At 63.8% G+C, this 26,693-nt stretch carries 22 protein-coding genes; 16 read left to right on the top strand and 6 right to left on the bottom strand.

Annotated features, from left to right (window positions below):
• Positions 1-73: 73 nt before the first annotated feature.
• Together AB6N07_RS25150 and nagB are read left to right on the top strand one after the other, a co-directional pair.
• Positions 74-1,282, top strand: a complete 1,209-nt coding sequence (locus AB6N07_RS25150; protein WP_370675764.1) for an ROK family protein — start codon at positions 74-76, stop codon at positions 1,280-1,282.
• 117 nt (positions 1,283-1,399) lie between these two features.
• Positions 1,400-2,146, top strand: a complete 747-nt coding sequence (nagB, locus tag AB6N07_RS25145; RefSeq protein ID WP_370675763.1) for a glucosamine-6-phosphate deaminase — start codon at positions 1,400-1,402, stop codon at positions 2,144-2,146.
• Positions 2,147-2,315: 169 nt separating this feature from the next.
• Here the strand turns inward: nagB and AB6N07_RS25140 are convergent, their stop codons facing one another.
• On the bottom strand, positions 2,316-3,764 hold the full coding sequence (locus AB6N07_RS25140) for a sensor histidine kinase (protein ID WP_370675762.1): 1,449 nt from the start codon (positions 3,762-3,764) through the stop codon (positions 2,316-2,318).
• A gap of 386 nt (positions 3,765-4,150) precedes the next feature.
• On the opposite strand from AB6N07_RS25140, the gene rpmH reads away from it, so the two are divergent.
• From rpmH to dapE, 9 genes are all read left to right on the top strand, one after another.
• Complete coding sequence (gene rpmH / locus AB6N07_RS25135; protein ID WP_026781973.1) at positions 4,151-4,285, top strand: 50S ribosomal protein L34; 135 nt, start codon at positions 4,151-4,153, stop codon at positions 4,283-4,285.
• Between the two features lie 12 nt (positions 4,286-4,297).
• Complete coding sequence (gene rnpA / locus AB6N07_RS25130) at positions 4,298-4,747, top strand: ribonuclease P protein component (RefSeq protein WP_370675761.1); 450 nt, start codon at positions 4,298-4,300, stop codon at positions 4,745-4,747.
• Entirely contained in the window at positions 4,744-6,552 is a 1,809-nt protein-coding gene (gene yidC, locus AB6N07_RS25125) for a membrane protein insertase YidC (RefSeq protein WP_370675760.1), read from the top strand. Before rnpA ends, yidC begins: the two co-directional genes overlap by 4 nt.
• 105 nt (positions 6,553-6,657) lie before the next feature.
• Positions 6,658-7,308, top strand: a complete 651-nt coding sequence (yihA, locus tag AB6N07_RS25120; protein ID WP_370675759.1) for a ribosome biogenesis GTP-binding protein YihA/YsxC — start codon at positions 6,658-6,660, stop codon at positions 7,306-7,308.
• A 93-nt stretch (positions 7,309-7,401) separates the two neighbouring features.
• Positions 7,402-8,307: an acetylglutamate kinase gene (gene argB / locus AB6N07_RS25115; protein ID WP_370675758.1), complete on the top strand. Its 906-nt coding sequence runs from the start codon at positions 7,402-7,404 to the stop codon at positions 8,305-8,307.
• Positions 8,307-9,002 (top strand): pyrimidine 5'-nucleotidase, encoded by a 696-nt coding sequence (locus AB6N07_RS25110; RefSeq protein ID WP_370675757.1) that lies wholly within the window; start codon positions 8,307-8,309, stop codon positions 9,000-9,002. Before argB ends, AB6N07_RS25110 begins: the two co-directional genes overlap by 1 nt.
• 115 nt (positions 9,003-9,117) lie before the next feature.
• Entirely contained in the window at positions 9,118-10,992 is a 1,875-nt protein-coding gene (locus AB6N07_RS25105; RefSeq protein ID WP_370675756.1) for a DEAD/DEAH box helicase, read from the top strand.
• A gap of 315 nt (positions 10,993-11,307) precedes the next feature.
• Positions 11,308-12,171 carry a 2,3,4,5-tetrahydropyridine-2,6-dicarboxylate N-succinyltransferase gene (dapD, locus tag AB6N07_RS25100; RefSeq protein ID WP_370675755.1) on the top strand — a complete coding sequence of 288 codons (864 nt, stop codon included), beginning with the start codon at positions 11,308-11,310 and terminating at the stop codon, positions 12,169-12,171.
• A gap of 174 nt (positions 12,172-12,345) precedes the next feature.
• Positions 12,346-13,530, top strand: a complete 1,185-nt coding sequence (dapE, locus tag AB6N07_RS25095; protein ID WP_370675754.1) for a succinyl-diaminopimelate desuccinylase — start codon at positions 12,346-12,348, stop codon at positions 13,528-13,530.
• A gap of 36 nt (positions 13,531-13,566) precedes the next feature.
• Here dapE and glgB read toward each other — a convergent pair whose 3' ends face one another.
• Positions 13,567-15,813, bottom strand: a complete 2,247-nt coding sequence (gene glgB / locus AB6N07_RS25090) for a 1,4-alpha-glucan branching protein GlgB (protein WP_370675753.1) — start codon at positions 15,811-15,813, stop codon at positions 13,567-13,569.
• Positions 15,814-15,994: 181 nt separating this feature from the next.
• On the bottom strand, positions 15,995-18,190 hold the full coding sequence (locus AB6N07_RS25085; RefSeq protein WP_370675752.1) for an ATP-dependent RecD-like DNA helicase: 2,196 nt from the start codon (positions 18,188-18,190) through the stop codon (positions 15,995-15,997).
• A gap of 129 nt (positions 18,191-18,319) precedes the next feature.
• On the opposite strand from AB6N07_RS25085, the gene AB6N07_RS25080 reads away from it, so the two are divergent.
• Complete coding sequence (locus tag AB6N07_RS25080; protein WP_370675751.1) at positions 18,320-19,894, top strand: glucan biosynthesis protein; 1,575 nt, start codon at positions 18,320-18,322, stop codon at positions 19,892-19,894.
• Between the two features lie 59 nt (positions 19,895-19,953).
• Here the strand turns inward: AB6N07_RS25080 and truA are convergent, their stop codons facing one another.
• From truA to def, 3 genes are all read right to left on the bottom strand, one after another.
• A complete protein-coding gene (gene truA / locus AB6N07_RS25075; protein WP_370675750.1) occupies positions 19,954-20,691 on the bottom strand; it encodes a tRNA pseudouridine(38-40) synthase TruA in 738 nt (245 codons plus the stop codon).
• A 5-nt stretch (positions 20,692-20,696) separates the two neighbouring features.
• Positions 20,697-21,629, bottom strand: a complete 933-nt coding sequence (gene fmt, locus AB6N07_RS25070) for a methionyl-tRNA formyltransferase (RefSeq protein WP_370675749.1) — start codon at positions 21,627-21,629, stop codon at positions 20,697-20,699.
• Positions 21,630-21,890: 261 nt separating this feature from the next.
• Complete coding sequence (def, locus tag AB6N07_RS25065) at positions 21,891-22,409, bottom strand: peptide deformylase (protein ID WP_370675748.1); 519 nt, start codon at positions 22,407-22,409, stop codon at positions 21,891-21,893.
• Positions 22,410-22,596: 187 nt separating this feature from the next.
• Here def and AB6N07_RS25060 point away from each other — a divergent pair, with 187 nt between their 5' ends.
• The 4 genes from AB6N07_RS25060 to AB6N07_RS25045 all read left to right on the top strand — a co-directional run bounded on the left by AB6N07_RS25060 (position 22,597) and on the right by AB6N07_RS25045 (position 26,673).
• The gene (locus AB6N07_RS25060; protein ID WP_370675747.1) at positions 22,597-23,538 is read left to right on the top strand and encodes a 2-hydroxyacid dehydrogenase; all 942 of its coding nucleotides are present in this window, start codon (positions 22,597-22,599) and stop codon (positions 23,536-23,538) included.
• A gap of 268 nt (positions 23,539-23,806) precedes the next feature.
• Entirely contained in the window at positions 23,807-24,910 is a 1,104-nt protein-coding gene (locus AB6N07_RS25055) for an ABC transporter substrate-binding protein (RefSeq protein ID WP_370675746.1), read from the top strand.
• 105 nt (positions 24,911-25,015) lie between these two features.
• Positions 25,016-25,894, top strand: coding sequence for an ABC transporter permease (locus AB6N07_RS25050; RefSeq protein ID WP_370675745.1), 879 nt, complete (start codon positions 25,016-25,018; stop codon positions 25,892-25,894).
• The gene (locus tag AB6N07_RS25045) at positions 25,891-26,673 is read left to right on the top strand and encodes an ABC transporter permease (protein WP_370675744.1); all 783 of its coding nucleotides are present in this window, start codon (positions 25,891-25,893) and stop codon (positions 26,671-26,673) included. The genes AB6N07_RS25050 and AB6N07_RS25045 overlap by 4 nt, the downstream gene beginning before the upstream one ends.
• Positions 26,674-26,693: the final 20 nt, after the last annotated feature.

Genomic DNA, 26,693 nt, shown 5'->3' with positions numbered 1-26,693 from the left:
CAGGGCTGTGAAGCGGCGTGTTTGGGTGTATGCATCAATCCCGTGACGTTGCTCTCAGGAGACCTGCGGCCCGATGATCCCAGACGATACCGCGACGCCGGTGCTGCGCCAGATCTCGGTGCGCGCCGTCATGGACGTGCTCCTCAACTCCGGCGCCACCTCGCGGGCCGCCCTTGCCAAGATCACCGGCCTTTCCAAGCAGACGATGTCGGAAGTGATCCGCGTACTGGAGAGCGGCGGCTTCGTCCGCGTCAAGGGCGTCACCTCGGGCAACGTCGGTCGGGCGGCGGTGATCTACGAGGTCGATCCCTCGGCCGGCTACGTCATCGGTGCCGAACTCGGCGTCACCTCGCTGCGCCTGTCACTTGCCAACATTGTTGGCGATGTCATCGCTTCGGTTGAAGAACCTTCGGATGAGTTGTCGGGAACCGCGCTGGTTTCGGCGCTTGGGCGGCTCGCAGCGGAACTTGTCGCCACGGCCGGCATCGAACGGCAGAAGGTTTTGGTCGCAGCCGTAGCCATGCCGGGCGTCGTCGAACCGGACGGCGGCCGGCTTTCGCTGTCGCCCAATCTGGAAGGGCTGGGCGATGTCGACGTTCGCACCCTGCTCTCCGCCGAGCTAGGCTGCGCGGTTGTCATTGAAAATGATATCAATGCGGCGGTCATCGGCGAGTCTTGGAACGGATGTGCCGTTGGGATCGAAGAGGTCGCCTTTGTTTCGCTCGGTACCGGTATCGGTCTCGGCGCACTCAGCGGTGGCCGATTGATCCGGGGTGCAAGTGGAGCGGCCGGCGAGATTGGCTTCCTGCCGATCGGCGGCGATCCGGCCGCCCCGGAAAGCTTGAAGCGTGGCGCTCTTGAAAGCGCCATCGGCAGGCGTGGTATCCGTGAACGATATCGAGCGCTGGGCGGGGCCTCTACACTGTCGACGGCCGATATCTTCGCCGTTGCCCAGACAAGGGAGGATGCCATCGCCATCGCCGCGGTCTGCGAGGCTGCTCACACCGCGGCTCTGGCGATGGTGGCCGTCCATGCACTGCTGGAACCCAAAAAGATCGTTGTTGGCGGCATTGTCGGCTGCTTGCCCGGCGTGGTGGACCGGATCAAGGACGAATTGCCCCGCGTCAGTCATCGCCCGATTGCCGTGGAAGTCTCTGTCTTGGGTGCGCGGGCCGCTTTGACAGGGGCCGTCGCCCTTGCCCTCAATCAAGCCCACAACCTGCTCTTCAGCCCGGCGGACCTGCCGATGCCACTGCGTCTGCCCGCCGCTACGCATGGATGAGTGTCATCCAAATTTTATGTTCGGCATCTTGACGAACTAATTATTGATCGCCATCATCTATGCAAATGGATGACTGTGGCCGCCGACAGGGCTGGTCGCCGATTGATGGAGTTTAAGATGCGGATCAATCATTTTCCCACGACCGTGGCGGCGGCCCATGCCGTGGCCGACCGCATTGCCGAGCGTCTCAAGGCGACGCCCAAGAGCGTTCTCGGTCTTGCCACCGGCGCCACCATGGAGCCGGTCTACGAGCGGCTGGTTGCGCTTTATCGTGCTGGCGAAATCAGCTTTGCCGGCGTCACGTCCTTCAATCTCGACGAATATGTCGGCCTGCCGACCGAGGATCATCGTTCCTATCGCTCGACCATGGACAGCCAGTTGTTCGATCTGGTCGACATAGACAAGGCCCGCACCTTCGTACCTGATGGCCTTGCCGCCGACCCCGCCGCTTTCGCGAGCCGCTACGAGGCGATGATCCGCGAGGCGGGCGGCATCGATTTGCAACTCCTCGGCATCGGGCGCAACGGTCACATTGGCTTTAACGAGCCGGGCGCTGATTTTGCTGCCCGCACCCGTGTTGTCGATCTCGAGGCATCGACCCTTGAGGCCAATTCGGCCTTCTTCGACGGTGCGCTGCCACCCACCCAGGCCATGACCATGGGTATCGGCACCATTCTCGATTCACGGGAGATCATCGTTCTCGCCACCGGTGCGACCAAGAGCGAGGCTGTTCGCGCCGCGATCCTTGGAGAGATCGGTTCCGAATGCCCGGCAACCGCTCTACGTCGCCACGCCAACGTCAGTTGGTGGCTCGATGCCGAAAGCGGTGTTGGCGTGACCGGTGAAAGTTTGGCGGCCGAGTAATACCAAGATGCATTGAAGCGGATTTCTCATGCCGCTGATGCAAATGAGAAACCGGCAATGGTCTCGATGAGCGGATGCGTTGGTATCTTCGCGAATTGATATAATCTGCCCACCTGCTCCGAAGAACCGAGCGACGGCGCCGACAGCGCCGTCGCTTTTTCTATGGCTTTTAGGCAGCGGCGAGAGCCGGTCTGTCGGGGATCTCGATGACGAAGGTAGCGCCGGGGCCACCGTCGATGCAGGAGATCGTGCCGCCATGCGCCTTCACCAGCTCGGCGACGATGGCAAGGCCCAGACCGGTGCCGCCGCTCCTTACAGAACCGGCAAACGGCTTGAAGAGCGATTCACGCGCCTTTTCTGGAAGGCCCGGACCGGTGTCGGACACGCGGATACTCACCTTGGAGCCATTGCGCTCGGCGGAGATGGTCAGCCGGCGGACCAGGGCGTCGTCCTTGTGCTGTTCCAGCGCCTGAGCCGCGTTACGAACAAGATTGACGAGCACTCGGAAAAGTTGATCTGAATCAGCGTCGACCTCAAGGTCGTCGGGGACTGCGTTCACCCATTCGATACTGGCGTGGTTGAGGAGACCGGTCGTTTCCGCGACATCGGTGGCCAGCCGGGACAGCGATACGAGCCGCCGCGCCGGCGGAGCTTCCTGCGCCTTGCCATAGGCCAGCACCGACTGGCAGTAGTTGATCGCCCGATCGATGGCCGACACCAGCTTGGGCGCGAACCGCTGCACCGACGGATCAGGAATGGCCGTCAGGCGGTCGGAGATAAGTTGGGCCGAGGCCAGCAGGTTTCTGAGGTCGTGGTTGATCTTCGACACCGCGAGGCCCAGCTCGACAAGCCGCTTTTGCTGTTTGAAAAGCTCCTGGATGCGCTGCTGCATGCTGGCGGCGGCGAACTCGGCGCGGCCGATCTCGTCCGTCCGGCCGCCGTAGCGGACCAGATAGGTATCCCCTTCAGGCTCCTGCGCCCACTTGTAGATCGCCTTCCCAAGGCGGCGCATCGGGATGACCATCAGGTATTGAATGGAAAAGAACACCAGCACGCCGACCAAAGCGGAAATCAAGAAGGAAACCAGGAGCAATCGGCCGGCGAAATGCAGAAGCTCCTCCCTGAGATGGGTCTCGGAGAATACGACTTCGATCTCGCCCTCGTCGTCATAGGTGCCGGTGACGCGGATGGTCCGATCTCCGCCGAACAGCATCGTGTCGATCGCCTCGGCGACAATGCCATGCGTCTGCTGGTTGTCGAAATCGATGCTGCGGGTGACCGTCGGCGGTGCATCGGCCATGGCGACCAGCTGTTTCATGCCGGACGAGCGCACCGCCACGGCATAAGCGTCGAGGCGGTTGAGAAGGTCGGCCTGAATGGTGCGCGGAAGTGCCGTTTCCGGGTAGGTCGTTAGCGTATGCGCGACGATCCCTGCCGTGCGGATCTTCGATTCGATATAGTTTCGCTGGTAGGTGGCGATGGCCGGTACGAACAGCAGCACTTCTGCGAACATCACGAAGAGAATCGTGAAGATCAGGAGTTTGAAGGACAGACTGAACGTGTGAGTAGTCGGGAAATGCGGCTTGTCGGTGCCGCCGGAGTTGTCAGTCTGGACCATTATGGAAGATTCCGAAAAAAGAATGCTCTCTATCTGTCGCTTCGCGCGGAAATTGGAAGAGGCACGCGTCCGAAATAAGGTAAAATTCTGTCGCTTTGCCACATTCCTCGCCAATATTGACCTCGACTCGTGCCCGTAGGCGTCAGTAGCGTGAAGACAGCCGGCAAAAGGCCAGCGGTCCGCCATTGATGCGTTGACGTGCCACCATCCGTCCCGTATAAGCCCCTCCGATCGGAAGGGCGCCACCGGTCTTTCGGCCGGCTTGGCCGCATGTGCTGTGGCCGATTTCCCAGTTGAGACACGAGAGCTATCCGAAGGCGGGGCGCGCGGCGCACCGAGGCCGGACAGCCGCAAGAACGAGGGGCCCGCCGGGCGGGCAAACGACCATGAAGCGGACTTACCAGCCGTCCAAGCTCATTCGCAAGCGCCGCCACGGTTTCCGTGCGCGCATGGCCACCGCCGGTGGCCGCAAGGTGATCGCCCGCCGCCGGGCCCAGGGGCGCAAGCGTCTGTCGGCGTAATCGGCCTCGTCCATGGCGGACGCCGGCCATCCGGCTCGCGAGGCGCCTGACATGCAGCGGCTGAAGAAGCGGAACGACTACGTGAAAGTCGCCCGGGGTGCCAGAACGCCCCGGCGCGGCTTTTTGCTGCAATCGATCCGTCGCCCTGAAGGGGCGGCGGACGGAGCCGAAGCGGACGCCCGTTTCGGTTTCACGGTGACCAAGAAGATGGGCAATGCCGTGGTGCGCAACCGCATCCGGCGCCGTCTCAAGGAAGCGGTACGGCTCGCCGGTGCCGCGGCCGCTGATCCTGGGCGCGATTTCGTGCTGGTCGGCCGCCGCCCGGCGCTCGAGATGCCGTTTGCCGACTTGGTTGCCGATGTCGTCGGCGCCGTTCGCGCCGCGGCCTCCGGCAAGACGGGGCCGCGCGGCGGCAAGGAGGCGCTGAAGCCGGCGCCGAGCGAGGAAGAAACAGGTCCATGACCGAAAACCGCAATATGATTCTGGCCATCGCCCTGTCGCTGGCTGTGCTGCTCGGCTGGCAGTATTTCGTCGCCGGGCCCCGGCTCCAGAAGGCGCAGATCGCCGAGCAGTCGGCCCAGCAGCAATCAGCCGGCCAGAGCGCGCCGGCCGACGGCAAGGCGGCCGGGGGCACCACCGCCGAGGGTGGCGTGGCGCCGACGGTCGGCCTCAACACCACGGCGGCCTTCGTGTCCCGCGAGGAGGCGCTCGCCAAGAGCCCCCGCGTTGCGATCGACACGCCCGAGCTGACCGGTTCGATCAGCCTGTCCGGCGCCCGTATCGACGATCTGTCGCTGAAACTTTACCACGACACCATCGAGCCGACGTCGCCGCTCGTGAAACTCCTCAACCCCTTTGGCACCAACGATGCCTATTACGCGGAATTCGGCTTCAAGGCCGCTGCCGGCGGCGGGGTTGCGCTGCCGGGCGCCGAAACGGTCTGGACGGCGCCGGAGGGCGCGCGCCTGACGCCGTCGACGCCGGTGAAGCTGACGTGGGACAATGGAGCTGGCCTCGTCTTCACCCGCGAGATTTCCGTCGACGACCACGTTATGTTCACGGTGAAAGACAGCGTCGCCAACAATTCGGCGACTGCCACAACCGTTTATCCTTATGGCCTCGTCACCCGTTACGGCACCCCTCAGGTGCCGGGTACCTGGGTGCTGCACGAAGGCTTGCTCGGCGTGTTCGGCAGCGAAGGGCTTACCGAGGCGACCTACAAGAGCCTCAAGGACAGCGAAGGCGTGAAGCCTGCCCCCGTCAGCACCGGCTGGCTCGGCATCACCGACAAGTATTGGGCGACAGCGCTGATCCCCGACGGTGGCGTCAACTTCCAGCCGCGCTTCTCCTGGGCGCTGGCCGGCAATATCGATACCTATCAGGCTAATTACCTCCGCGATCCGCTGCAGGTGCCGGCCGGCGGTAGCGCCGTGACCGAGACGCGCCTGTTCGCCGGTGCCAAGACGGTGGCCCGCGTCGACGCCTATGAAAAGGAATTGGGTATCGTCAAGTTCGACCGGCTGATCGACTGGGGCTGGTTCTACTGGATCACCAAGCCGATGTTCTGGCTGATCGACTACCTCTACAAGCTGGTCGGTAACTTCGGTATCGCCATCCTGCTGGTGACGCTGATCGTCAAGGCCATCTTCTTCCCGCTCGCCAACAAGTCCTACGCGTCGATGAGCAAGATGAAGATGCTGCAGCCGGCCATGGCCGACATCAAGGCCAAGTACCCGGACGACAAGGTCAAGCAGCAACAGGAAACGATGGAGCTATACAAGCGGGAGAAGATCAACCCGCTGGCCGGTTGTCTGCCGATCGTCGTGCAGATTCCCGTGTTCTTCTCGCTCTACAAGGTGCTCTACGTGACCATCGAAATGCGTCACGCGCCCTTCTTCGGCTGGATCCATGATCTCTCTGCCTCCGATCCGACCACCATCTTCAACCTGTTCGGGCTCATCCCGTGGACGCCGCCGCACATGCTGATGCTGGGCATTTGGCCGATCATCATGGGCATCACCATGTTCGTGCAGATGAAGCTCAATCCGACGCCGCCCGATCCGACGCAGGCGATGCTCTTCACCTATATGCCGATCGTTTTCACCTTCATGATGGCGTCGTTCCCGGCGGGTCTTGTCATCTACTGGTCGTGGAACAACTCGCTGTCGATCCTGCAGCAGTCGCTGATCATGAAGAAGCACGGGGTCAAGATCGAGCTGTTCGACAATCTGAAGTCGACCTTCGCCAAAAAGCCGAAAGCCGGCTGACGCCCAGGGCTCACGGCTCACACGACCTACGGACCGGCTTTCACGCCGGTCCGTTTCTGTTATGAGGGCTGAGAATGCCCACTGCTTTCCTTGAGGAATGCCACGATGGACGACACGCGCACCGCGACTGATCCAGAGGCGACGCGCCTCCTGTTCGCTCGGCCCTGGAATTTTGTTCGCGGCATGGCGCAGGCGGATGATCTGCCGCCATTCGCCGGTACCATCGAGGTGGCCTTCGCCGGACGGTCCAATGTCGGCAAATCGAGCCTGATCAACGCGCTGACCGGTCAGCAGGGCCTTGCCCGCACCTCCAACACGCCCGGCCGCACGCAAGAACTCAACCTGTTCCGACCGGAGGTCGATAGCGGCCTGCTGATCGTCGACATGCCCGGTTACGGCTATGCCGAGGCGCCCAAGGAAAAGGTCGACGTCTGGAACGCCATGATCCGCGACTATCTGCGCGGCCGCCCCAATCTCCGCCGTGTCTACGTGCTGATCGACGCCCGTCACGGCCTCAAGAAGAACGATGAAGACGTTCTGACGCTGCTCGATAAGGCGGCTGTCTCCTATCAGATCGTGCTGACCAAGGCCGACAAGCTGAAGCCGGGTGGCATCGACAAGGTGCTCGCCGAGACGGCCGAGCGCATTCGCAAGCGTCCGGCCGCCTTTCCTGAGGTTCTCGCGACGTCCAGCGAAAAGGGTGCCGGTGTGGAGGAGCTTCGGGCGGCGATTTCACGGTTGCTCGCCGGCGCCTGACGGATAACTGGGCGCCCGGCAGGCGGTTCAGCCGTTGAGCCTTGCCCCTCGATCGGCTATAGGCCTTGTCGATCCAAACGACGCGAGGCCGTCATGACCACATCCACGCCCGAATCCACCGAAGCGATGCTGTCGCGCGCCCGCATCATCTCGGAGGCGCTGCCCTACATGCAGCGCTACGACGACAAGACCATCGTGGTGAAATACGGCGGCCATGCCATGGGCGACCCCGATCTTGCCCGTGCGTTCGCCCGCGACATCGTGCTCCTGAAGCAGTCGGGCATGAAGCCGATCGTCGTGCATGGCGGTGGCCCGCAGATCGGTGCCATGCTCGATAAGCTCGGCATCAAGAGCGAATTTAAGAACGGCCTGCGCGTTACCGATCGTGCCACCATGGAAATCGTCGAGATGGTGCTGGCCGGCTCCATCAACAAGCAGATCGTCTCGGCGCTCAACGCCGAGGGCGGGCGGGCCATCGGCCTCTGCGGCAAGGACGGCAACATGGTTACCGTCGAGAAGGCGACGCGCACCATGCGCGACCCCGACAGTGAGATGGAGAAGGTCATCGATCTTGGCTTCGTTGGCGAGCCCAAGGTAGTCAACCCGGCCGTGCTCGACATGGTGGCCAAGGAAGACTTGATCCCGGTGGTGGCGCCCGTCGCCCCTGGTGTCGATGGCGAGACCTATAACGTCAACGCTGATACCTTCGCCGGCGCCATCGCCGGCGCCCTGCACGCCGCGCGCCTGTTGTTCCTGACCGATGTGCCGGGCGTGCTCGACCGCGACCATCAGCTCCTCAAGCAGCTGACGCGCGCCGAAGCGCAGGCTCTGATTGCCGACGGCACCATTTCCGGCGGCATGATCCCCAAGGTGGAGACCTGCTTCGACGCGCTGAAACGCGGCGTCGACGCGGCAGTGATCGTCAATGGCAAGACGGCGCACGCGGTTCTCTTGGAGATCTTCACCGAGACAGGCGCCGGCACGCTCATCAGACGCTGATGACGACCGACAAATTGCCCGCCGGCGATAACCTCTCGGTATTCGCCGGCGTCCGAGACTGGATCTTCGATCTCGACGACACGCTATATCCGCCGGAAACTGGCGTCTTCACCGCGGTGATGAGCCGCATCCGTGCCTATACGGCGCGGGTGACGGGCGTCACGGCCGAGGACGCTCTCGCCCTGCAACGGAACTACGCCGCCCGTTATGGCACGACGCTGCGCGGGTTGATGGAGGAGCATGGCGTCGATCCGGAGGACTTTCTAGTGGAAGTCCATGCGGTCGATCGGTCGGTGCTCACCCCGAATCCGGCGCTTGCCGCGGCGCTTTCTCGTTTGCCTGGGCGCAAATTCATCCTCACTTCCGGCACTCACGCACATGCGGGGGAGACGCTTTCGCGTCTTGGTCTCGATGATCGCTTCGACGGTATGTTCGATATCGTCGATGCCGACTATCTGCCCAAACCGGCCGAGGCCACTTACGCCGCCTTTCTCGCTCGTTTTTCCGTCGAGCCCACGGCCGCCGCCATGTTCGAGGATACGCCGCGTAATCTCGTTGTGCCGCGCGCTCTCGGCATGCGCACCGTTCTGGTGGTCGGACAGACAGCGGCACGTCACGACGTGCCCCCCGCCGATTTCATCACCGCCGATCTTCCCGCCTTTCTGACCCACGTTGCCGATACGCTTTCCGGCTGACGAGCCATGCACTACCGGGGCTGGTGGAACGGGGCTTTCGCCTGTATGAGAGGGTTCCTTTTTCTCGCGCCGTGCTGGCCTTGCCGTTGCCCGCGCGTTCCCTCCCAGGAAGCTCATGTCTTTTTCTCAAGCTCATCCCGCGTTGGCGCGAGCACTCGCCGCCCGTGGTTACGCCGATCCTACCTCCGTCCAGTTGGCCGTCGCCGCGCCTGAACTTGCTGGCGCCGACATGCTGGTGTCCGCCCGCACCGGGTCCGGCAAAACCGTTGCCTTTGGCATGGCGCTTGCCGAGCGCCTTCTCGGCCCGGCGGAAATTTTCGCGCCGGCCGGAAAGCCGCTCGCTCTCGTCGTCGCGCCCACCCGCGAACTCGCGCTGCAGGTGGCACGCGAACTCGCCTGGCTCTACGGCGAAACCGGCGCCCGCCTTGTTTGTTGCGTCGGCGGCATGGACCCGCGCCGTGAGCAGCGGCAGCTGGCGCAGGGCGCTCATATCGTCGTTGGCACGCCTGGCCGCCTCTGCGACCATCTCGATCGCCGCAATCTCGATCTGAGCGACGCGGTGGCCGTCGTGCTCGACGAGGCCGATGAGATGCTCGATCTGGGCTTCCGAGAAGACCTCGAGAAGCTGCTCGGCGCCGCTCCTAGCGATCGCCAGACGCTGCTGTTCTCCGCCACGCTGCCGTCCGATATCGTCCGTCTCGCCCGCGACTTCATGCGGCCGGATGCAACGCGCGTCGATGTCGCCGAGGACGGCGAGGTCCACGCCGATATCGACTATCACGCCGTTCGCGTCTTCCCCCACGAGATCGAGAAGGCGGTGGTCAACCTTCTCCGCTTCCACGATGCGATCACCTCCCTTGTCTTCTGCGGTACCCGCGAGGGCGTGAAACGCCTCACCGGCGCGCTTCTCGAGCGCGGCTTTTCGGTGGTGGCTCTATCCGGCGAGATGGGGCAGGGCGAGCGCAACGAGGCACTGTCGGCATTGCGCGATGGCCGCGCCCGCGTCTGCGTTGCCACCGATGTGGCGGCGCGCGGGCTCGACGTGCCTGATCTCGGCCTCGTCGTTCACGCCGATCTGCCGCATGACAGCGAGGTGCTGCTGCACCGTTCCGGCCGTACTGGCCGGGCTGGTCGCAAGGGTGTCTCCGTCCTGCTGGTTCCCTCCAACCGACGCCGTCGTGCCGAGAGCCTTCTCGCCGGCGCCGGCATCGAACTGTTCTCCGAAGCAGCGCCGTCGGCCGATACGATCCACAGGCTCGATGAAGAACGCCTCCTCGCCGATCCGCTGCTCAGCGAGGAGATGGGTGAGGACGAGCGCGCCTTCGCAAGCCGGCTTGCCGAGGGGCGGACGGCCGAGGAACTGGCAGCCGCCTTCGTTCGCCTCGCCCGCACCCGACTGCCGTCGCCCGAAGAGATCAGCGACCCCGTCGAGCCCAAGTCTCGCCGCGCCGACGCACCCGAGCGGCCTAAGCTGCGTGAGTCGGTCGATTTCACCGGCTCGGCCTGGTTCCGCTTGTCGGTCGGCCGTCGCGACGGCGCCGAGGTAAAGCGCATACTCGCCTTCCTGTGCCGCCAATCCGGCTTGAAGGGCCGCGACTTCGGCGCCATCCGCCTCGCCGACGGCGAGACCTTTGCCGAGGTGGCACCGGGCGGCATCGCCGCCATGGAGCGGCTCTCCGCCGCTGGCAACGACGAGAATGTTATCATCTTCCGCGCCGACGGACCGCCGTCAGCGGCACCGGCCGGTCCCCGCAAGGACAAGCCGCGGCGTGAGGACGATCGCCCCAAGGGCAAGGTGAAGCCGCCGCGCGACGGCAAAGCGCCGTACAAGGAAGCGCCACGCGACGGCAAGGCGCCGTACAAGGAGGCGCCACGCGACGGCAAGGCGCCGTACAAGGAAGCGCCACGCGACGGCAAGCCACCTTACAAAGAGCCGCGCGACGGCAAGGCGCCCTATAAAGGCAAAAAGAAAGACCGAAAGGCCGGCTGATCGATTGCCAGCTGCAAGGGCTATCGAGATAAATACTTATGCGACCCTCTGCTTGTGGCGCCTGGAGCTGTCTTCTCGGAGCGTCAGGCGCCGGTTTGCCCATCTCCGCCCCATGGCGACGGGTATAACCCTTTGAGTCGGAGATGGTTTCGCCGGTCTGAGCTGACCGTTGTCATGCCGTGCCATCTTCGCGGCGACGGGCATAGAGGCGTAAAGCGTTGTGTCGTGGCAAGTGCCGCTTTTGTTGCGCGCGCCGGGCAAAACCCCTAAAGCACGAAACCGATGCCAACCCTGCATGGCCATTCGGAGATCATCATGACCGAGACTGCCGCCACGGCCGCCTATGCCGACCTCGCCGCCACACTCGACGTTGCTTGGGAGGACCGCGCCTCCGTCACTCAGGAGACGAAAGGCAAAGTGCGCGACGCCGTCGAGGCGGCTCTCGATCTGCTTGATGGCGGTAAGGCGCGCGTCGCCGAGAAGATCGATGGCGAGTGGGTGGTCAACCAGTGGCTCAAGAAGGCCGTGCTGCTCTCCTTCCGCTTGACGCCGACGGCGTTGATTGCCGGTGCCCCCGGTGGCGCCGCCTGGTGGGACAAGGTCCCCTCGAAGTTCGAGGGCATGGATGCCGCCGCCTATGAAGCCGCCGGCTTCCGCGCCGTTCCCGGCGCCATCGTCCGCCGCTCTGCTTATATCGCGCCGGGCGCGGTGTTGATGCCGTCCTTCGTCAACCTCGGCGCCTATGTCGACACCGCCACCATGGTTGACACCTGGGTTACCGTCGGTTCCTGCGCCCAGATCGGCAAGAACGTCCACCTCTCGGGTGGCGTTGGCATCGGCGGCGTGCTCGAGCCGATGCAGGCCGGCCCGACCATCATTGAGGACAATTGCTTCATCGGCGCCCGTTCCGAGGTTGTCGAAGGTGTCGTTGTCGGCGAGGGTTCGGTCATCTCCATGGGCGTCTTCATCGGCAAGTCGACCAAGGTCATCGACCGCGCCACCGGTGAAATTCACATGGGCAAGGTCCCGCCCTATTCGGTGGTGGTCTCCGGCTCGATCCCCGGCAAACCGCTGCCCGGCCAGAACTGGGGCCCGTCGACCTATTGCGCCGTCATCGTCAAGAAGGTCGACGCCCAGACCCGCTCCAAGACCTCGATCAACGAGTTGCTTCGCGACTGACCGAGCTGTCAATTCGTGTTATCCGAACGGCCGGTGGGAAACTGCCGGCCGTTTGCATTCTTGAGCAACTCCAGCAAAAGTGGAAACCGGTTTTGCGTCCGGAGTTGCGTCTTTACAAAGGACGGAGCTTTTCCGGTGAACATGATTTCAGCGGAAAAGCTCTAGGAGAAGGACATGCCCCACGATCCCGTCGCCATCGCTCGCGACCTTCTGATGTGTCCCTCGGTGACGCCAGCCGAGGGTGGGGCACTCGCCTTTCTGGACAAGCTGTTGGCGCCGGCCGGGTTTCAGGTGAAACGACCCATCTTCAGCGACTCGGGCACGCCCGACATCGAGAACCTTTTCGCCGGCATCGGTGCCGGCAATCGCCATCTCACCTTTGCCGGTCACACCGACGTGGTGCCGCCGGGCAAGCCGGAGCTCTGGAGCCACGGACCGTTTGCCGGCGACATCGAGGGGGGCAGGCTCTACGGCCGCGGCGCCGTCGACATGAAGGGCGGCATCGCTGCCTTCGTCGCGGCTGTCCTCGATTTCGTCGAGGATAATGACGACTTTGGCGGTCGCATCTCCTTTCTCATCACCGGCGACGAGGAGGGGCCGTCGATCAACGGCACGGTGAAGCTGCTCGACTGGGCAGTGAAGCGCGGTGAGCGCTTCAGCCACGCCATCGTCGGCGAACCGACTAACCCGACTGCCCTCGGCGATATGGTCAAGGTCGGCCGGCGTGGTTCTCTGTCAGGTTTCGTCAAGTTGAAGGGCGTTCAGGGCCACGTCGCTTACCCGCATCTTGCCGATAATCCGCTGCGCGTAGCGCCGTCCGTGATCGCTGCCCTGATGGATCCGCCGTTCGACGTCGGCAACGAGCGCTTCCAACCGTCCAACCTCGAAGTCACCTCGGTGGAGACGGGCAACCGCGCCACCAACGTCGTGCCGGCCGAAGTGGAGATCGCCTTCAACATCCGCTTCAACGACATCTGGACGGTCGAGGCGCTCCATGAAGAGATCGCGGCGCGAGTGCGCTATGCAATCGAGGCGGCGCCACTACGCACTGGTCGGTCGGAGCCACTCGCCTATGAACTGACGTTCGAGCCGACCAACGCCGTCTCTTTCCTGACCCACGATGCGACGCTGATCGGCGGTCTGTCCGATGCGGTCGAGGCAGTCACCGGCCGCCGGCCGGAACTATCCACCACCGGCGGCACCTCGGACGCGCGCTTCATCAAGACCTACTGTCCGGTTGTCGAGTTCGGCCTCGTCGGCCAGACCATGCACAAGGTCGACGAGAACGTCGCGCTTGACGATCTTCACCGTTTGAAAGCGATCTACAGAACGTTCCTGGACAGGTATTTCGCAGAGTAGGGAGGCCTCGTCGGCCTCCCATCCAGGCGAGACGTCTCAGCTCTGCGCCTTGCTTTTCTTTGCCGGTTTCGGCTCCACGGCCGGCACCTCTCCATCCCAGCGCAGGATGACGACGGAGAGCGGCGGCAAGGTCAGGTCCAGCGAGAAATTCATGCCGTGGCTCGCAGTGTCCGAAGCCGTGAGCCGCCCCTTGTTGCCCATGTTGGAGCCGCCATAAATCTCGGCGTCGGAGTTGAACACTTCGCGCCAAAGGCCGGCGCGCGGCACACCCACCCGGTAGCCCGAGCGCGGCACCGGTGTGAAATTACCGACGACGAGGCAAGGCGCATCCGTCTCGAAGCCCCAGCGCATATAAGCGAGCGTCGATTGCTCGTTGTCGTCCACCACTACCCACTGGAAGCCTTCCGGCTCGAAGTCGCGGGCGTGCAGCGCCGGCTCGGCCCGGTAAAGCGTGTTGAGGTCGCGCATCAGCCGCTGGACGCCGAGGTTGCTCGCCCGGCCCTCCAGCCAGAGGTCGATGGTGCCGTCGTTGTTCCATTCCCGGCCCTGGGCGATCTCGTTGCCCATGAACGTCAGCTTCTTGCCGGGGTGCGTCCACATGAAGGCGTAGTAGGCGCGGATGTTGGCGAAGCGCTGCCACTCGTCGCCGGGCATACGGCCGAAGATTGAGCGCTTGCCATGCACCACCTCGTCGTGGCTGAGCGGCAGCACGAAGCGCTCTGAGTAGGCGTACATCAGCGCGAAGGTCAGCTGATTGTGGTGAAACTTGCGATGGATGGGCTCGAGCGCGAAATAGTCGAGCGAGTCGTGCATCCAGCCCATGTTCCATTTGTAGGAAAAGCCCAGGCCGCCATCGGCGAGCGCGGCGGTAACGCCCGGCCAGGCTGTGGATTCCTCGGCAATCATCAGGGCATCGGGCACTTCATGGGCGATGACGCCGTTGAGGTGCTTGATGAACGATACGGCTTCCAGGTTTTCCCGGCCGCCATACTTGTTGGGGATCCATTCGCCCGGCTTGCGCGAATAGTCGCGGTAGAGCATCGACGCGACGGCGTCGACCCTGAGGCCGTCGATGTGGAAGCGCCTCAGCCATTCCAGCGCCGACGCCACCAGGAAGCCGATCACTTCGGTGCGGCCGAAGTTGTAGATCAGCGTGTTCCAGTCCTGGTGAAAGCCTTCGCGCGGATCCCGGTGTTCGTAAAGCGGCGTGCCGTCGAAATGCGCAAGGCCGTGAGCATCGGTCGGAAAATGCGCCGGCACCCAGTCGAGAAGGACGCCGATGCCAGCTTCGTGGCAGGCGTCGACGAAGCGGGCGAAGTCGGCCGGCGAACCGTAGCGGGCGGTTGGTGCGAACAAACCGAGCGGCTGGTAGCCCCAAGAGCCGCCAAACGGATGCTCCATGATCGGCAACAGCTCGATATGGGTGAAGCCCATGTGCTTGACGTAGGCGACCAGATGCTCGGCAAGGAAGCGCCAAGTTACCGGCTTACCGTCCGGCCGCTGCCAGGAGCCGGCATGAAGCTCGTAAATGGTGAGCGGCGCCGTCTTCGACTGGAAGGCGGGGCGGTTACGCATGAAGGTGGCGTCATGCCACTCGAACGGCTTGGGATCGGCGACGATGGAGGCCGTCGCCGGTGCCAGTTCATATTGGCGGGCGACAGGATCAGCCTTGTCCGGCAGAAGTTCGCCCTGTGCGCCGATGATCTCGTATTTGTAAGCTTCGCCGATGGGAAGGCGTGGAATGAACAGCTCCCAGACGCCGCATTCGCGACGCAGCCGCATCGGATGGCGACGGCCGTCCCAGGAATTGAAGTTGCCCACCACCGAGACGCGCCGTGCGTTGGGTGCCCAGACGGCAAAACGAACGCCCGGCACGCCGCCTACCTCGGTAACCACGGCGCCCAGCATGTCGGCGAGGTGCCGGTGTTGGCCCTCGGCGAGCAAATAGACGTCCATCTCGCCGAGCAACGGCCCGAAGGAGTAGGGGTCTTCTGACTCCTGGCTGCTGTTCGGCCACTCGACGTGGAGACGGTAGAGACCCGGATCGCCTTGCGCAAAGGCGACCCAAAGACCACCCTCGACATGCTGGAAGTCGGTGAGCTTGCGCCCATCGGCTGAAATCAATGTGATGGCGCGAGCATTGGGCTTGAAAGTACGGATCACCGTGCGTGCGCCGGATACCCGATGCGGCCCCAGCAGTGCAAAGGGATCACCATGGGTTCCCTCGGTGATCGCCCGGACCCCACCGTCCGTCAGTCCCTCACGCACCCCGAGATCCACCATCGACCCGCCTCCCGAATTAGATCGTTGTTCCCCGACGTTACGCGTAAGCCAAGGCGAGGGCAAATGGCTTTCTGACCAATCAAAGCATGCAATTGGGACCGCTTATGCCGACGTCCGGCTTCAAGCGACGCGGCACGAAACGGGCATTTCGAAGCGTCAATCACCTGTCGTCCGGGACGGGTCAGCCGGCCAACATCGACTTAAGACGTGTAAAGCGGCGTCGGATCCGGTCGCCGGAAAGCGCCATCTCAAGCGCCCGTGGTTCCGCCACCAGAACGACCAGTTGCCGGCCGCGCGTCGCCGCCGTGTAGAGGAGGTTGCGGGCCAGCATGATCGCATGGTCGCGCAAGAGCGGGATCACCACTGCCGGGTATTCCGAGCCTTGGCTCTTGTGAATGGTGATGGCATAGGCGCGCGTCAGCGACTCAAGATCCTCAAGGCCGTATTTGACGTCGCGACCGTCGAAGGAAACGACGATCTCGTCCTCTGTCTGCCGGATCCTTTTGAGAATGCCGAGGTCGCCGTTGAACACGTCGCGATCGTAGTCATTCTCGATCTGCATCACCTTGTCGCCGGTGGCATAAGTCTGACCGAAGCGCTCGATGCGGTCGAGCGGCGCGCCGTTCAGCAGCTCGGCAAGGCGGTCGTTGAGATTCCGAGCGCCACAGATGCCCTTCTGCATCGGCGTGATGACCTGCACGTCGCGCATCGCATCGAGTCCGAAGCGGCGTGGAATGCGGTTGCCCACCACCTCCAGGATCTTGGCGAGCGCGTCGTCGGCGCCGCGCGCTTCGATGACGTAGAAATCGGCAAGCTCACCGGAGGGCGGCGGTTCGGGCCATTCGCCACGGTTGATGCGGTGGGCGTTGACGATAATCCTGCTTTCCTCGGCCTGCCGGAAGATCTCGGTGAGCCGGGCGACCGGCACCAGGCCGGAGGCAATGACGTCGGCGAGCACCTGTCCCGGCCCGACGGACGGCAACTGATCGACGTCGCCGATCAGAATGAGCGCCGCGTTGAGCGGGATGGCCTCGACCAGCGCGGCCATCAGCGGCACGTCGACCATCGACGCCTCATCGATCACCACAACGTCGGCCTCCAGCGGTTCGGACGCCGAGCGTTTGAAGCCACCGGTGGTCGGGTCGATTTCCAGGAGACGATGGATCGTCTTCGCCTCGCGCCCGGCCTGTTCGGCCATGCGGCGGGCTGCCCGGCCGGTTGGGGCGGCCAGCGCCACCGTCAGCTTTGCCGCCGCGACGGTGGCCAGTAGCGCTTCGAGCAGCGTCGTCTTGCCGACGCCCGGGCCGCCGGTGATCACTGACACTTTCGCACCAGCCACCAACGCCAGCGCCTCGTGCTGCGATGGGCTGAGCTTCATGCCCTTTCGTGTCTCGAAGCGCTCGACGGCGGTGTCGACATCGATCCGCCCCCAGGGTGGTCGCCCCTCGGCCAATGCTTTCAGGCGGCTGGCGACGGAGCGCTCGAAGCGAGCGAGGCGACGAACGGCCAGATAAGCCGTGCCGTCGATGTCGAAGGTTTCGACTTCGCCCTGGGCGATCGCCCCCTCCACTTCAGCCGCGACGGCGTCGGCGTCGATGCCCAGCAGGCGCTCGGCTCGTTCGAACACATCGGCGCGCGGCACGGCGGTATGGCCGTCGTCGGCGGCGCTTTCGATGGCGTGGGCGATGCCGGCCCTGATGCGCTCCGGCGCGGATCGGTTGATGCCGAACTTCTCGGCAATCTCGTCGGCGCCCGCAAAGCCGATGCCGCGTACCTCGCGGGCAAGACGGTAGGGATCTTCCTCCACCAGCTTCACCGCGTCCGGACCCAGCACCTTCCAGATGGAGACGGCACGCGCCGTGGCGATGCCCTTGTCCTGGAAGGCGATCATCACGTCCTTCACCGCTTTGCGCTCGCGATAGCTCTCGGCAATGCGGGAGGCGGTCTGTTTGCCGAGGCCAGGAACGGTGACGAGCCGCATCGGCTCTTTCTCGATGACGTCGAGCGCCTTGGCGCCGAACACCTGCACGATGCGCTCGGCCATGGCTGGCCCGACCCCAGAAATCAGGCCGGAGCCGAGAAAACGAATCACCGCGTCCTTGCCGGTCGGCTCGTTCGTTTCGATGCGATCGGCGCGGAATTGCAGGCCGTGGACCTTGTCGGTCATCCATTGGCCCTCGGCGTCGATCTTTTCGCCGGCGGCAATCGTCGGAACGTGACCGACAACGGCCACCGGATCCTTGCGGCCGCGCACGCGCACCTTCAGCACCGAGAAGCCATTTTCCTCGTTGTGGAAGGTAACGCGCTCCACCGTGCCGGTAAGGCGCTCGAACAGCCGCTCGTCCGGAGGGTGGGATTGTCGGGAATCATCAATCATCACATTAGTTATGCCGCGTTCGCCTACTGTTCGTCGAGCCTTGATCGGTCTATGTATGCGCCCGTCGCGCCTCGCCCCGGTATCAGCCGGCAAAGTGGGTGCCGATCTTCGCCGGAGTAATACCCTCTCATGTCGTCCGAGCTCACCCGCCGTGACCTTCTGGCCATGCTGGCCGCCCTCGGGCTCGTCCCGAACCTTTCCGTGACCGAGGCGCGCGCCGTCGAGGCGTCGACCAGGCTCGGCAAGCCCAAGCCCTTTTCCTTCAGCAAGTTGATGACGGCCGCGAAAGACCGCGCCGCTGCCGCCTATGTGCCGGAGGTGCCACGCGCCTTCGATGCCCTCGAAGCCATCGACTACGATCGACATTGGGAAATCAAGTTCAAGGACGACCATACGGTGCAGGCTGCCGGCGGCAAAGCGCCGCTTCGCTTCTTCCATCTGGGCCGCTATTTCAAGCTGCCGGTCGGCATCTACCTGATCGACGGCGACAAGGCGCAGGAAGTCCTCTACTCGCCCGACTACTTCACCATCCCCAAGGATAATCCGGCGGCCGGCCTGCCTGGCGACATTGGCTTTGCCGGCTTCCGCGTCATGGACGAGACCGGCCAGCGCGACTGGTTGGCTTTCCTTGGTGCCGCCTATTTCCGCTCGTCGGGTGCACTCGATCAATACGGTCTGTCGGCACGCGCGCTGGCCATCGACGTCGCCATGCCGACGCCTGAGGAATTCCCGCGCTTCACCAATTTCTATTTCGGCGCCTCCAAGGACGGCCAGTTCGCCATCTATGCCGACCTGGAAGGGCCCCGCGTTTCCGGCGCCGTGCGGTGGGACGTCAGCCGCGACGAAGATCGGACGGTCGTCATGGATATGGCCGTGCGCTTCTATCCCCGCGAAGACATCGCCCGCTTCGGTGTCGCGGCCCTCACGTCGATGTTCTGGTACGACGAGACCAACCGTCAGCGGGCGCCCGACTGGCGGCCGGAAATTCACGATTCGGATGGTCTGTCGATCTGGAACGGTGCCGGCGAGCGCGTCTGGCGACCACTCAACAACCCGCTCAACGTGATGACGTCGACCTTTGTCGACAAGAACGTCAAAGGCTTTGGCCTCTGCCAGCGTGACCGCAATTTCGAGGACTACCAGGACGACGGCGTTTTCTACGAGAAACGGTCGACGGTGTGGGTGGAGCCAAAGGGGGAGTGGGGCGACGGCGCCGTGCAACTCGTCGAGATTGCCACCGATGACGAAATCCACGACAACATCGTCGCTTACTGGCTGCCGGCGGAGCCGGCCAGCAAGGGCAGCGAGATTGCCTTCGACTATCGTCTGACTTGGGGTTCCAATGAGCCGCGTCCGGCTTCGGTCGGCCGTGTCTACTCGACACGTCTCGGCTTTGGTGGCGTTCCCGGTCAGGAGCGTCCGGCTGGTGTCGTCAAATATGTGATCGATTTCGACGGTGGCGACCTCAAGGACTACAACCAGTCATCGGGCGTTGAGGCGGTGGTGTCGGCGTCTTCCGGCTCAATCTCTGGGGTCTACACGCTGCCAGTGGTCGGTACGACCCGCTGGCGTGCTGTGTTCGATTTCAAGGGTGATGGTCCCAACCCGGTCGACATGCGCCTCTATCTCCGCGCCGGCGACAAGACGCTGACCGAGACCTGGCTCTACCAGCATCTGCCGACGACCTTCGTCTGGCCGAAGTGAGGCGGACGTTCATCTGATTTGGCGAGGGCGGGGAGGAAACTTCCCGCCCTTTGCTTATGTCAGTAATCCACCCGCATCAGGCAGAGCCCTTCCGGTGGCGCCACCGGTGCGCAGGCGCAACGGTCGACGGCCTCCAGCGAGGCCTGGAGGTCGGCGGCCGTCCAGCGGCCGTCTCCGACTTTCCTCAGTCCCCCCACCATCGAGCGCACCTGATTGTGCAGGAACGAGCGTGCCGAGACCAGGAAGTGAATCTCGCCGCCGGCTGCGACGACGTCGAGCTGGTCGAGCGTCTTCACGGGACTTTTCGCCTGGCAGTCGGAGGAACGGAAGGTGGTGAAATCGTGCCGGCCGAGAAGAACTTTGCTGGCTTCCGCCATACGTTCTACGTCAAGCGGCACCGGTACGTGCCATACGAGATGGCGCTCTAGGGTCGGCGGGGCTCGCCGCGAGAAAACGCGATAGAGGTAGTGGCGCCTTACGGCGGAGAAGCGAGCATCGAAGCTATCCGGCACTTCCTCGGCTGAAACGATGGTGATGGCATGCGGCCGAAGATGCACGTTGCCGGCATCACGGATGGTGTCGGTACGGAGCGTCTTGGCGATGTCGAAATGGCAGACTTGGCCCAGCGCGTGCACACCCGCGTCGGTGCGCCCGGCGCCTTTGATGACGACCGTCTCTCCGGCAAAGCGGAAGATCGCCCGCTGCAGATAATCCTGGACGCCGGTTCCCTCGGCCTGCGACTGCCAGCCGCAAAAGGCGGTGCCGTCATATTCGATGAGAAGCCGGTAGCGGGGCATGGCGGTCAGCCGAACTTGAAGCCGGAGGCGAGGCGGGCGCCACGCGCGAAATCGGCGAAAGCCATCGCCTTCGAGCCGGCGCGTTGCACGGTGACAAGGCGCACGGCGCCCTCTCCGCAGGCGACGACACCGTCGGGCGACAGCAGTGTGCCGGCCGCTCCCGCCCCATCCGCTCGCTCGCTGCGGAGAAGCTTGATCCGTTCCTCGCCCTTGCCAAGGTCGGCGGCAAACCAGGCGCCTGGAAAGGGGGAAAGACCGCGAACGTGGTCGTGCACCGCCGAGCCTGTCAGCCGCCAGTCGATGCGTGTCTCCTCGTTGGTGATCTTCGAGGCGTAGGTGACCCCGTCCTCAGCCTGGGCGGTGAAGGTGAGCGAGCCGCCCTCGATCTTGCCGAGCGCCTCAGCCATCAGCGCGGCCCCAGTCGGCGAGAGAGCGTCGTGCAGCTCGCCGGCCGTCATGTCCGAACGGATGACGACACGGGCAGTCAGCGCCACCGGGCCGGTATCGAGCCCTTCTTCCATCTTCATGACCATGACGCCGGACTCCGGATCGCCGGCCATGACGGCGCGGTTGATCGGCGCGGCGCCGCGCCAGCGTGGCAGCAGCGAGGCATGCAGATTGAGGCAGCAGAAGCGGGGAGCGTCGAGCACGGGCTTGGGCAGGATGAGGCCATAGGCGACAACTACGGCGACATCCGCGTCGTGGTTGGAGAAGGCCGCCTGCGCCTCCTCGGTCTTCAGAGTTTTGGGCGTCAACACCGGAATGCCGAGTGCGTCGGCCCGCGCATGCACCGGTGAGCGCCGGAGGTCCATGCCCCGCCCGGCCGGCTTCGGCGCCCGCGTATAGGCGGCGACCACCTCGTGCCCCGCTCCGACGATGGCGTCGAGCACCGGCACCGAGAAGTCGGGCGTTCCCATGAAGACGACCCTGAGCGGCATTTCGACCCCGTTGACGGTTGTTCTGCCCGCCTTTCATACCATGCGGGCGGCGCCGTCAAGCGTTAGGGGGCGTATCGATCCTATGAAGCCGCGTCAGCGGCTTCCGGCGCCAAGCGGCGCCCGCGCGGAGCGCGAAAGCCGAGGGCCGGAGGCCCGCCGGCGATTGAGGCCGGAAAAACTGCGTCAGCGGCTTCCGGCGCCAAGCGGCGCCCGCGCGGAGCGCGAAAGCCGAGGGCCGGAGGCCCGCCGGCGATTGGCCAACTAAATTCGCGCCTTTTCCTTGGACGCCTTGATGAACTTCTTGGTGACGCGTTCGCGCTTCAGCCTGGAGATGTGGTCGATGAACAGCACACCTTCGAGATGGTCGATCTCGTGCTGCAGGCAGGTGGAGAGCAGACCGTCCGCCTCCAGCTCCTCCGGCTCGCCGGCGAGGTTGGTATAGCGAACGCGGACGCGGGCAGGGCGCTCGACTTCCTCGTAGAACTCGGGGATGGAGAGGCACCCTTCCTCATAGACCGACAGATCTTCGGACTTCCAAAGGATTTCCGGATTGATGAAGACGCGCGGCTCCTTGACGTCCTCGTCGTGCGATACGTCGATGGTGATGAGGCGGGTCATCTCGCCCACCTGCACGGCGGCGAGCCCGATACCCGGCGCCGCGTACATGGTTTCGAGCATATCCTCGGCGAGCTTGCGAACGCCGTCATCGACGCGGGCAATAGGAGCCGAGGTCAGACGAAGCTGCGGGGCAGGGAGAATGACGAGAGGACGTGTTGACATGAAAAGTCAGATACGCAAGGCAGCTATTCTCGTCAATAGCAACCATCCGGGCAATCCCTGAAAGCGGTAAGGGCGGCCTCAGGCATTGTGGGTGAAGCTTGGGCGTGGCGAAAGGGAAAGGAGCGAGGCTTGCCTTCCCTGCGTCCTGCCGGGCAATGTGGCGCCACCTTCATACTCGGGAAACGCCATGACCATTCTCGTTGCCGTTCGGGGCTGGAAGCCCGACCACTGGATCCATGCCTTGCGGGAAGCCGCGCCCGATCGGAGGGTCGTCCTGCCTGGTGATGACTTCGACGTCGCCACCGTCCGTTACGCGCTGGTCTGGAAGCCGGAACCCGGCTATCTCGCGACCTTCCCCAAGCTTGAGGCAATCTTTTCGTTGGGTGCCGGTGTTGACCACCTCACCACCGATCCCGATCTTCCAGACCTTCCCGTCGTCCGGATTGTCGATCCCGACCTCACAGGCCGGATGACGGAATGGGTCGTGCTCAATGTGCTGCTGCATCACCGTCGTCACGCCGCCTACGCGGCGGCGCAGGCTACCGGCAACTGGCGGCCGCTTCGTCAGTGGGCGGCGAGCGCCGTGCGTGTCGGTGTCATGGGGCTTGGCGAACTCGGTCGTGACGCGGCGCGAGCGCTGACGGCGCTGGGATTCAAGGTGAGCGGCTGGAGCCGGACCGAAAAGCAGATGGATGGCGTCGACTGCTTCCACGGTGAAGAGGGCCTTGCTCCCTTTCTTGCGCGCACCGACATTCTCGTTTCGCTGCTGCCATTGACGGCCGAGACCGAGAACCTGATCGATCGTGCGGCCATTGACGCGCTCGCCAAGGACGGGCCGCTTGGCGGGCCGGTGATCCTCAATGCCGGTCGAGGCCGGTCACTGGTGGAGGCAGATGTTGTCGACGCACTGGCGGACGGCCGGCTGAAAGGCGCCAGCCTCGATGTTTTCACCAGCGAACCATTGCCGCCGGAAAGCCCGCTCTGGCAGGCTCCCAATCTGTTCCTGACGCCGCATGTCGCTGCCGAGAGCGACCCGGTGGCGCTCAGCCGCTACGTGATCGGCGAGATTGCCGCTTACGAGGCTGGCCGGCCGCTCCGTCATCTCGTCGATCGCCGCAAAGGCTACTGAGAGCGCAAGGAAAGACGTTAGGCGGCGAAAAAGGCACCCCCCCTAAAGGCCTGGGTGAATTGACGGGGCTCACAACAAACTGTCATATAACTCAGGTAACGAAGAACGCGGAGACGGCGAACCTTTCCCGGACCGCTCGCGGCATCCTGGATCGGCGCGTCATCTGAATCGCGCAGGCTCGCTCGCTTTTTTTCGAAGGCGGGACTGGCCGTTGCCGAAGAGTGGGACATCCGGGTGCAGGGGCACCCGGCCAACAGGGGAACCCGTCATGTCGTTCAAGCTGTTTCTCGCGTCGACCATCGCCGCGCAGGCCGTCCTGTGCGCAGCCGCGCCGGCATTTGCCGCCTCGCTCGACGATCTTGTCGCCGCCGCCAAGGCGGAAGGCAAGCTGACCACCATCGCTCTGCCGCACGACTGGTGCGGCTATGGCGCCGTCATCGACGGCTTCAAGGCCAAGTACGGCCTCGAGGTCAACGAACTCAATCCGGACGCCGGCTCGGGCGACGAGATCGAGGCGATCAAGGCGAACAAGGGCAACACCGGCGACCAGTCGCCCGACGTTGTCGACGTTGGCCTCAGCTTCGGCCCGTCGGCCAAGAAGGATGGCCTGCTGCAGCCCTACAAGGTCTCGACTTGGGACACCATTCCCGATAGCGCCAAGGATGCCGAGGGTTACTGGTACGGCGACTATTATGGCGTGATGTCCTTTGGCATCAACAAGGACATCATCAAGACGAGCCCGGCCGACTGGGCCGACCTGCTGAAGCCCGAGTTCGCCAATGCCGTAGCGCTGGCCGGCGATCCGCGCGCCTCGTCGCAGGCCATTTCCGCCGTCTTCGCCTCGGGCCTGTCGGCCGCAGGCGGTGACGTTGCCAAGGCTGGTGAAGCCGGCCTCGGTTTCTTCAAGGACGTCGTCGCTAAAGGCAACTTCGTTCCGGTGATCGGCAAGTCGGCCTCGGTCGCTCAGGGCACCACCCCGATCGTCGCCGCCTGGGACTACAATCTTCTGTCCTGGCGCGACACGCTGGCCGGCAATCCGCCGATCGACGTCGTCGTTCCGAAGACCGGTGTGCTCGCCGGCGTCTACGTTCAGGCGATCTCGGCCTACGCGCCGCATCCCAACGCCGCCAAGCTGTGGATGGAATACCTCTATTCGGACGAAGGTCAGCTTGGCTGGCTGAAAGGCTATTGCCACCCGATCCGCTTCAACGATCTCGCCAAGAACGGCAAGGTGCCGCAGGAGCTGCTCGCCAAGCTGCCGCCGGCCGAGGCCTATGCCAACGCCATCTTCCCGACGCTCGACGAGCAGGCGTCCTATAAGGAAACCATCACCAAGAATTGGGACAGCGTCGTCGGCGCCGACGTCAAGTAAGGCCCGGCACGGCCGGAAGGCCGTCTGACCCTGATTCACGGTTCCGCCTTCCGGCTAGCGCTGGAGGGCGGATTTCCGCGATCGCCGATCCGGATAGCGAACAGCATGGCTTCCAACGCTTCGCCTGCCAGTCTTCCTCGTCCGCGCGTCCCTTGGGCCGTCGTTGGCGTCACGCCTTTCATGGTCTTTGCCGTTCTATTCCTGATTTTGCCGACCCTTTTTCTGGTGGCCGGCGCTTTCCAGGATAGCAACGGCGCCTTCACGCTCGCCAATCTCGGCAAGCTGTGGACGCCGACCATTCTTGCTTCCTACTGGATATCCATCAAGGTGTCGGTCGCCTCGGCGCTTATGGGCGCGCTGATTGGTGCGTTCATTGCCTACGCGGCGGTGTCCGGCGGTCTGCCGCAATGGATCCGGCCGACCATCATGACTTTCTCCGGCGTTGCCTCGCAGTTCGCCGGCGTACCACTTGCGTTCGCCTTCCTGGCAACGCTCGGCCGGCAGGGCCTCGTCACGCTTTTCCTGTCGTTCTTGGGCCTCAACATTTACGCGCAGGGCTTCAATCTCCTGTCCTTCTGGGGGCTAACGCTCACCTATCTCTATTTCCAGATCCCGTTGATGGTGCTGATTGTCTCGCCGGCGATCGAGGGGATCAAAAAGGAATGGCGCGAAGCGGCGACCATCCTCGGCGCCTCCAATTGGCAATACTGGCGTCATATCGCCGGGCCCGTGTTGCTGCCGAGCTTCCTTGGCGCGGCGCTGCTGCTGTTTGCCAACGCCTTCGGCGCCATTGCTACCGCCTATGCGCTGACCGGCTCGTCGCTCAACATCGTCACCATCCTGCTTTATGCGCAGATCCGGGGCGACGTTCTGCATGACCAGAACCTCGGCTACGCCATTGCCTTCGGCATGATCGTCATCACCGGTCTTTCCAATCTCTGCTACATCCTGCTCCGCGTGCGCAGCGAAAGGTGGCTCAAATGAAGACCAGCCGTATTGGCCACTGGCTCGCCATTCTCATCGGCACGCTCTATTTCCTGGTGCCGCTCGCCGCCACGTTCGAGTTCTCTCTGAGGAAGGTCCGGGGCGTCTACAGCTTCGAAGCCTACCGCGTGGTGCTCGCCGATCCGCATTTTCAGGCTTCCTTCAGTTTCTCGGTGGCCCTCGCCATCGTCACCATCATATTCGGCATGGCGATCATCGTGCCGATGGCCTACTTCGTCGAATTGAGGCTCAGGAAGCTCCGGCCGTTCATCGAGTTCGTAACGCTTCTGCCGCTGGTGGTTCCGGCCATCGTCATCGTTTTCGGCTATTTGCGTCTTTACAATTCGTCGAGCCTTTTGCCGCTCACCAACTCGTCGCTCGGTACCAACTTTCTGCTCGCCTGCGGCTATGTGACGCTGGCGCTGCCCTACATGTATCGTTCGATTGAAACAGGTCTCCGCTCGATTGACGTGCGGACGCTGACCGAGGCTGGCGAAAGTCTCGGTGCCTCCTCGGGGACCATCATCTGGCGCGTCATTCTGCCCAATATTCGTTCGGCAATGCTGTCGGGCGCCTTCCTGACCTTTGCCATCGTCATCGGCGAGTTCACGTTCGCCAGCCTGCTCAACCGGCCGGCCTTCGGTCCTTATCTTCAGCTTATCGGCGCCAATCGCGCCTACGAGCCGGCGGCGCTGGCCGTCATGGCCTTCATGATCACCTGGGCCTGCATGGGCATCATCCAGGTGATCTCCCGCAACGCCGTCGCCGCCCGCCACTAGTCGGCCCACCCCACGGAACC

The organism is Pleomorphomonas sp. PLEO (assembly GCF_041320595.1).
Classification (GTDB): Bacteria; Pseudomonadota; Alphaproteobacteria; order Rhizobiales; family Pleomorphomonadaceae; genus Pleomorphomonas.
Note: the sequence above shows the minus strand (reverse complement) of the source record. Positions and strands in the feature narration are given on the sequence as shown.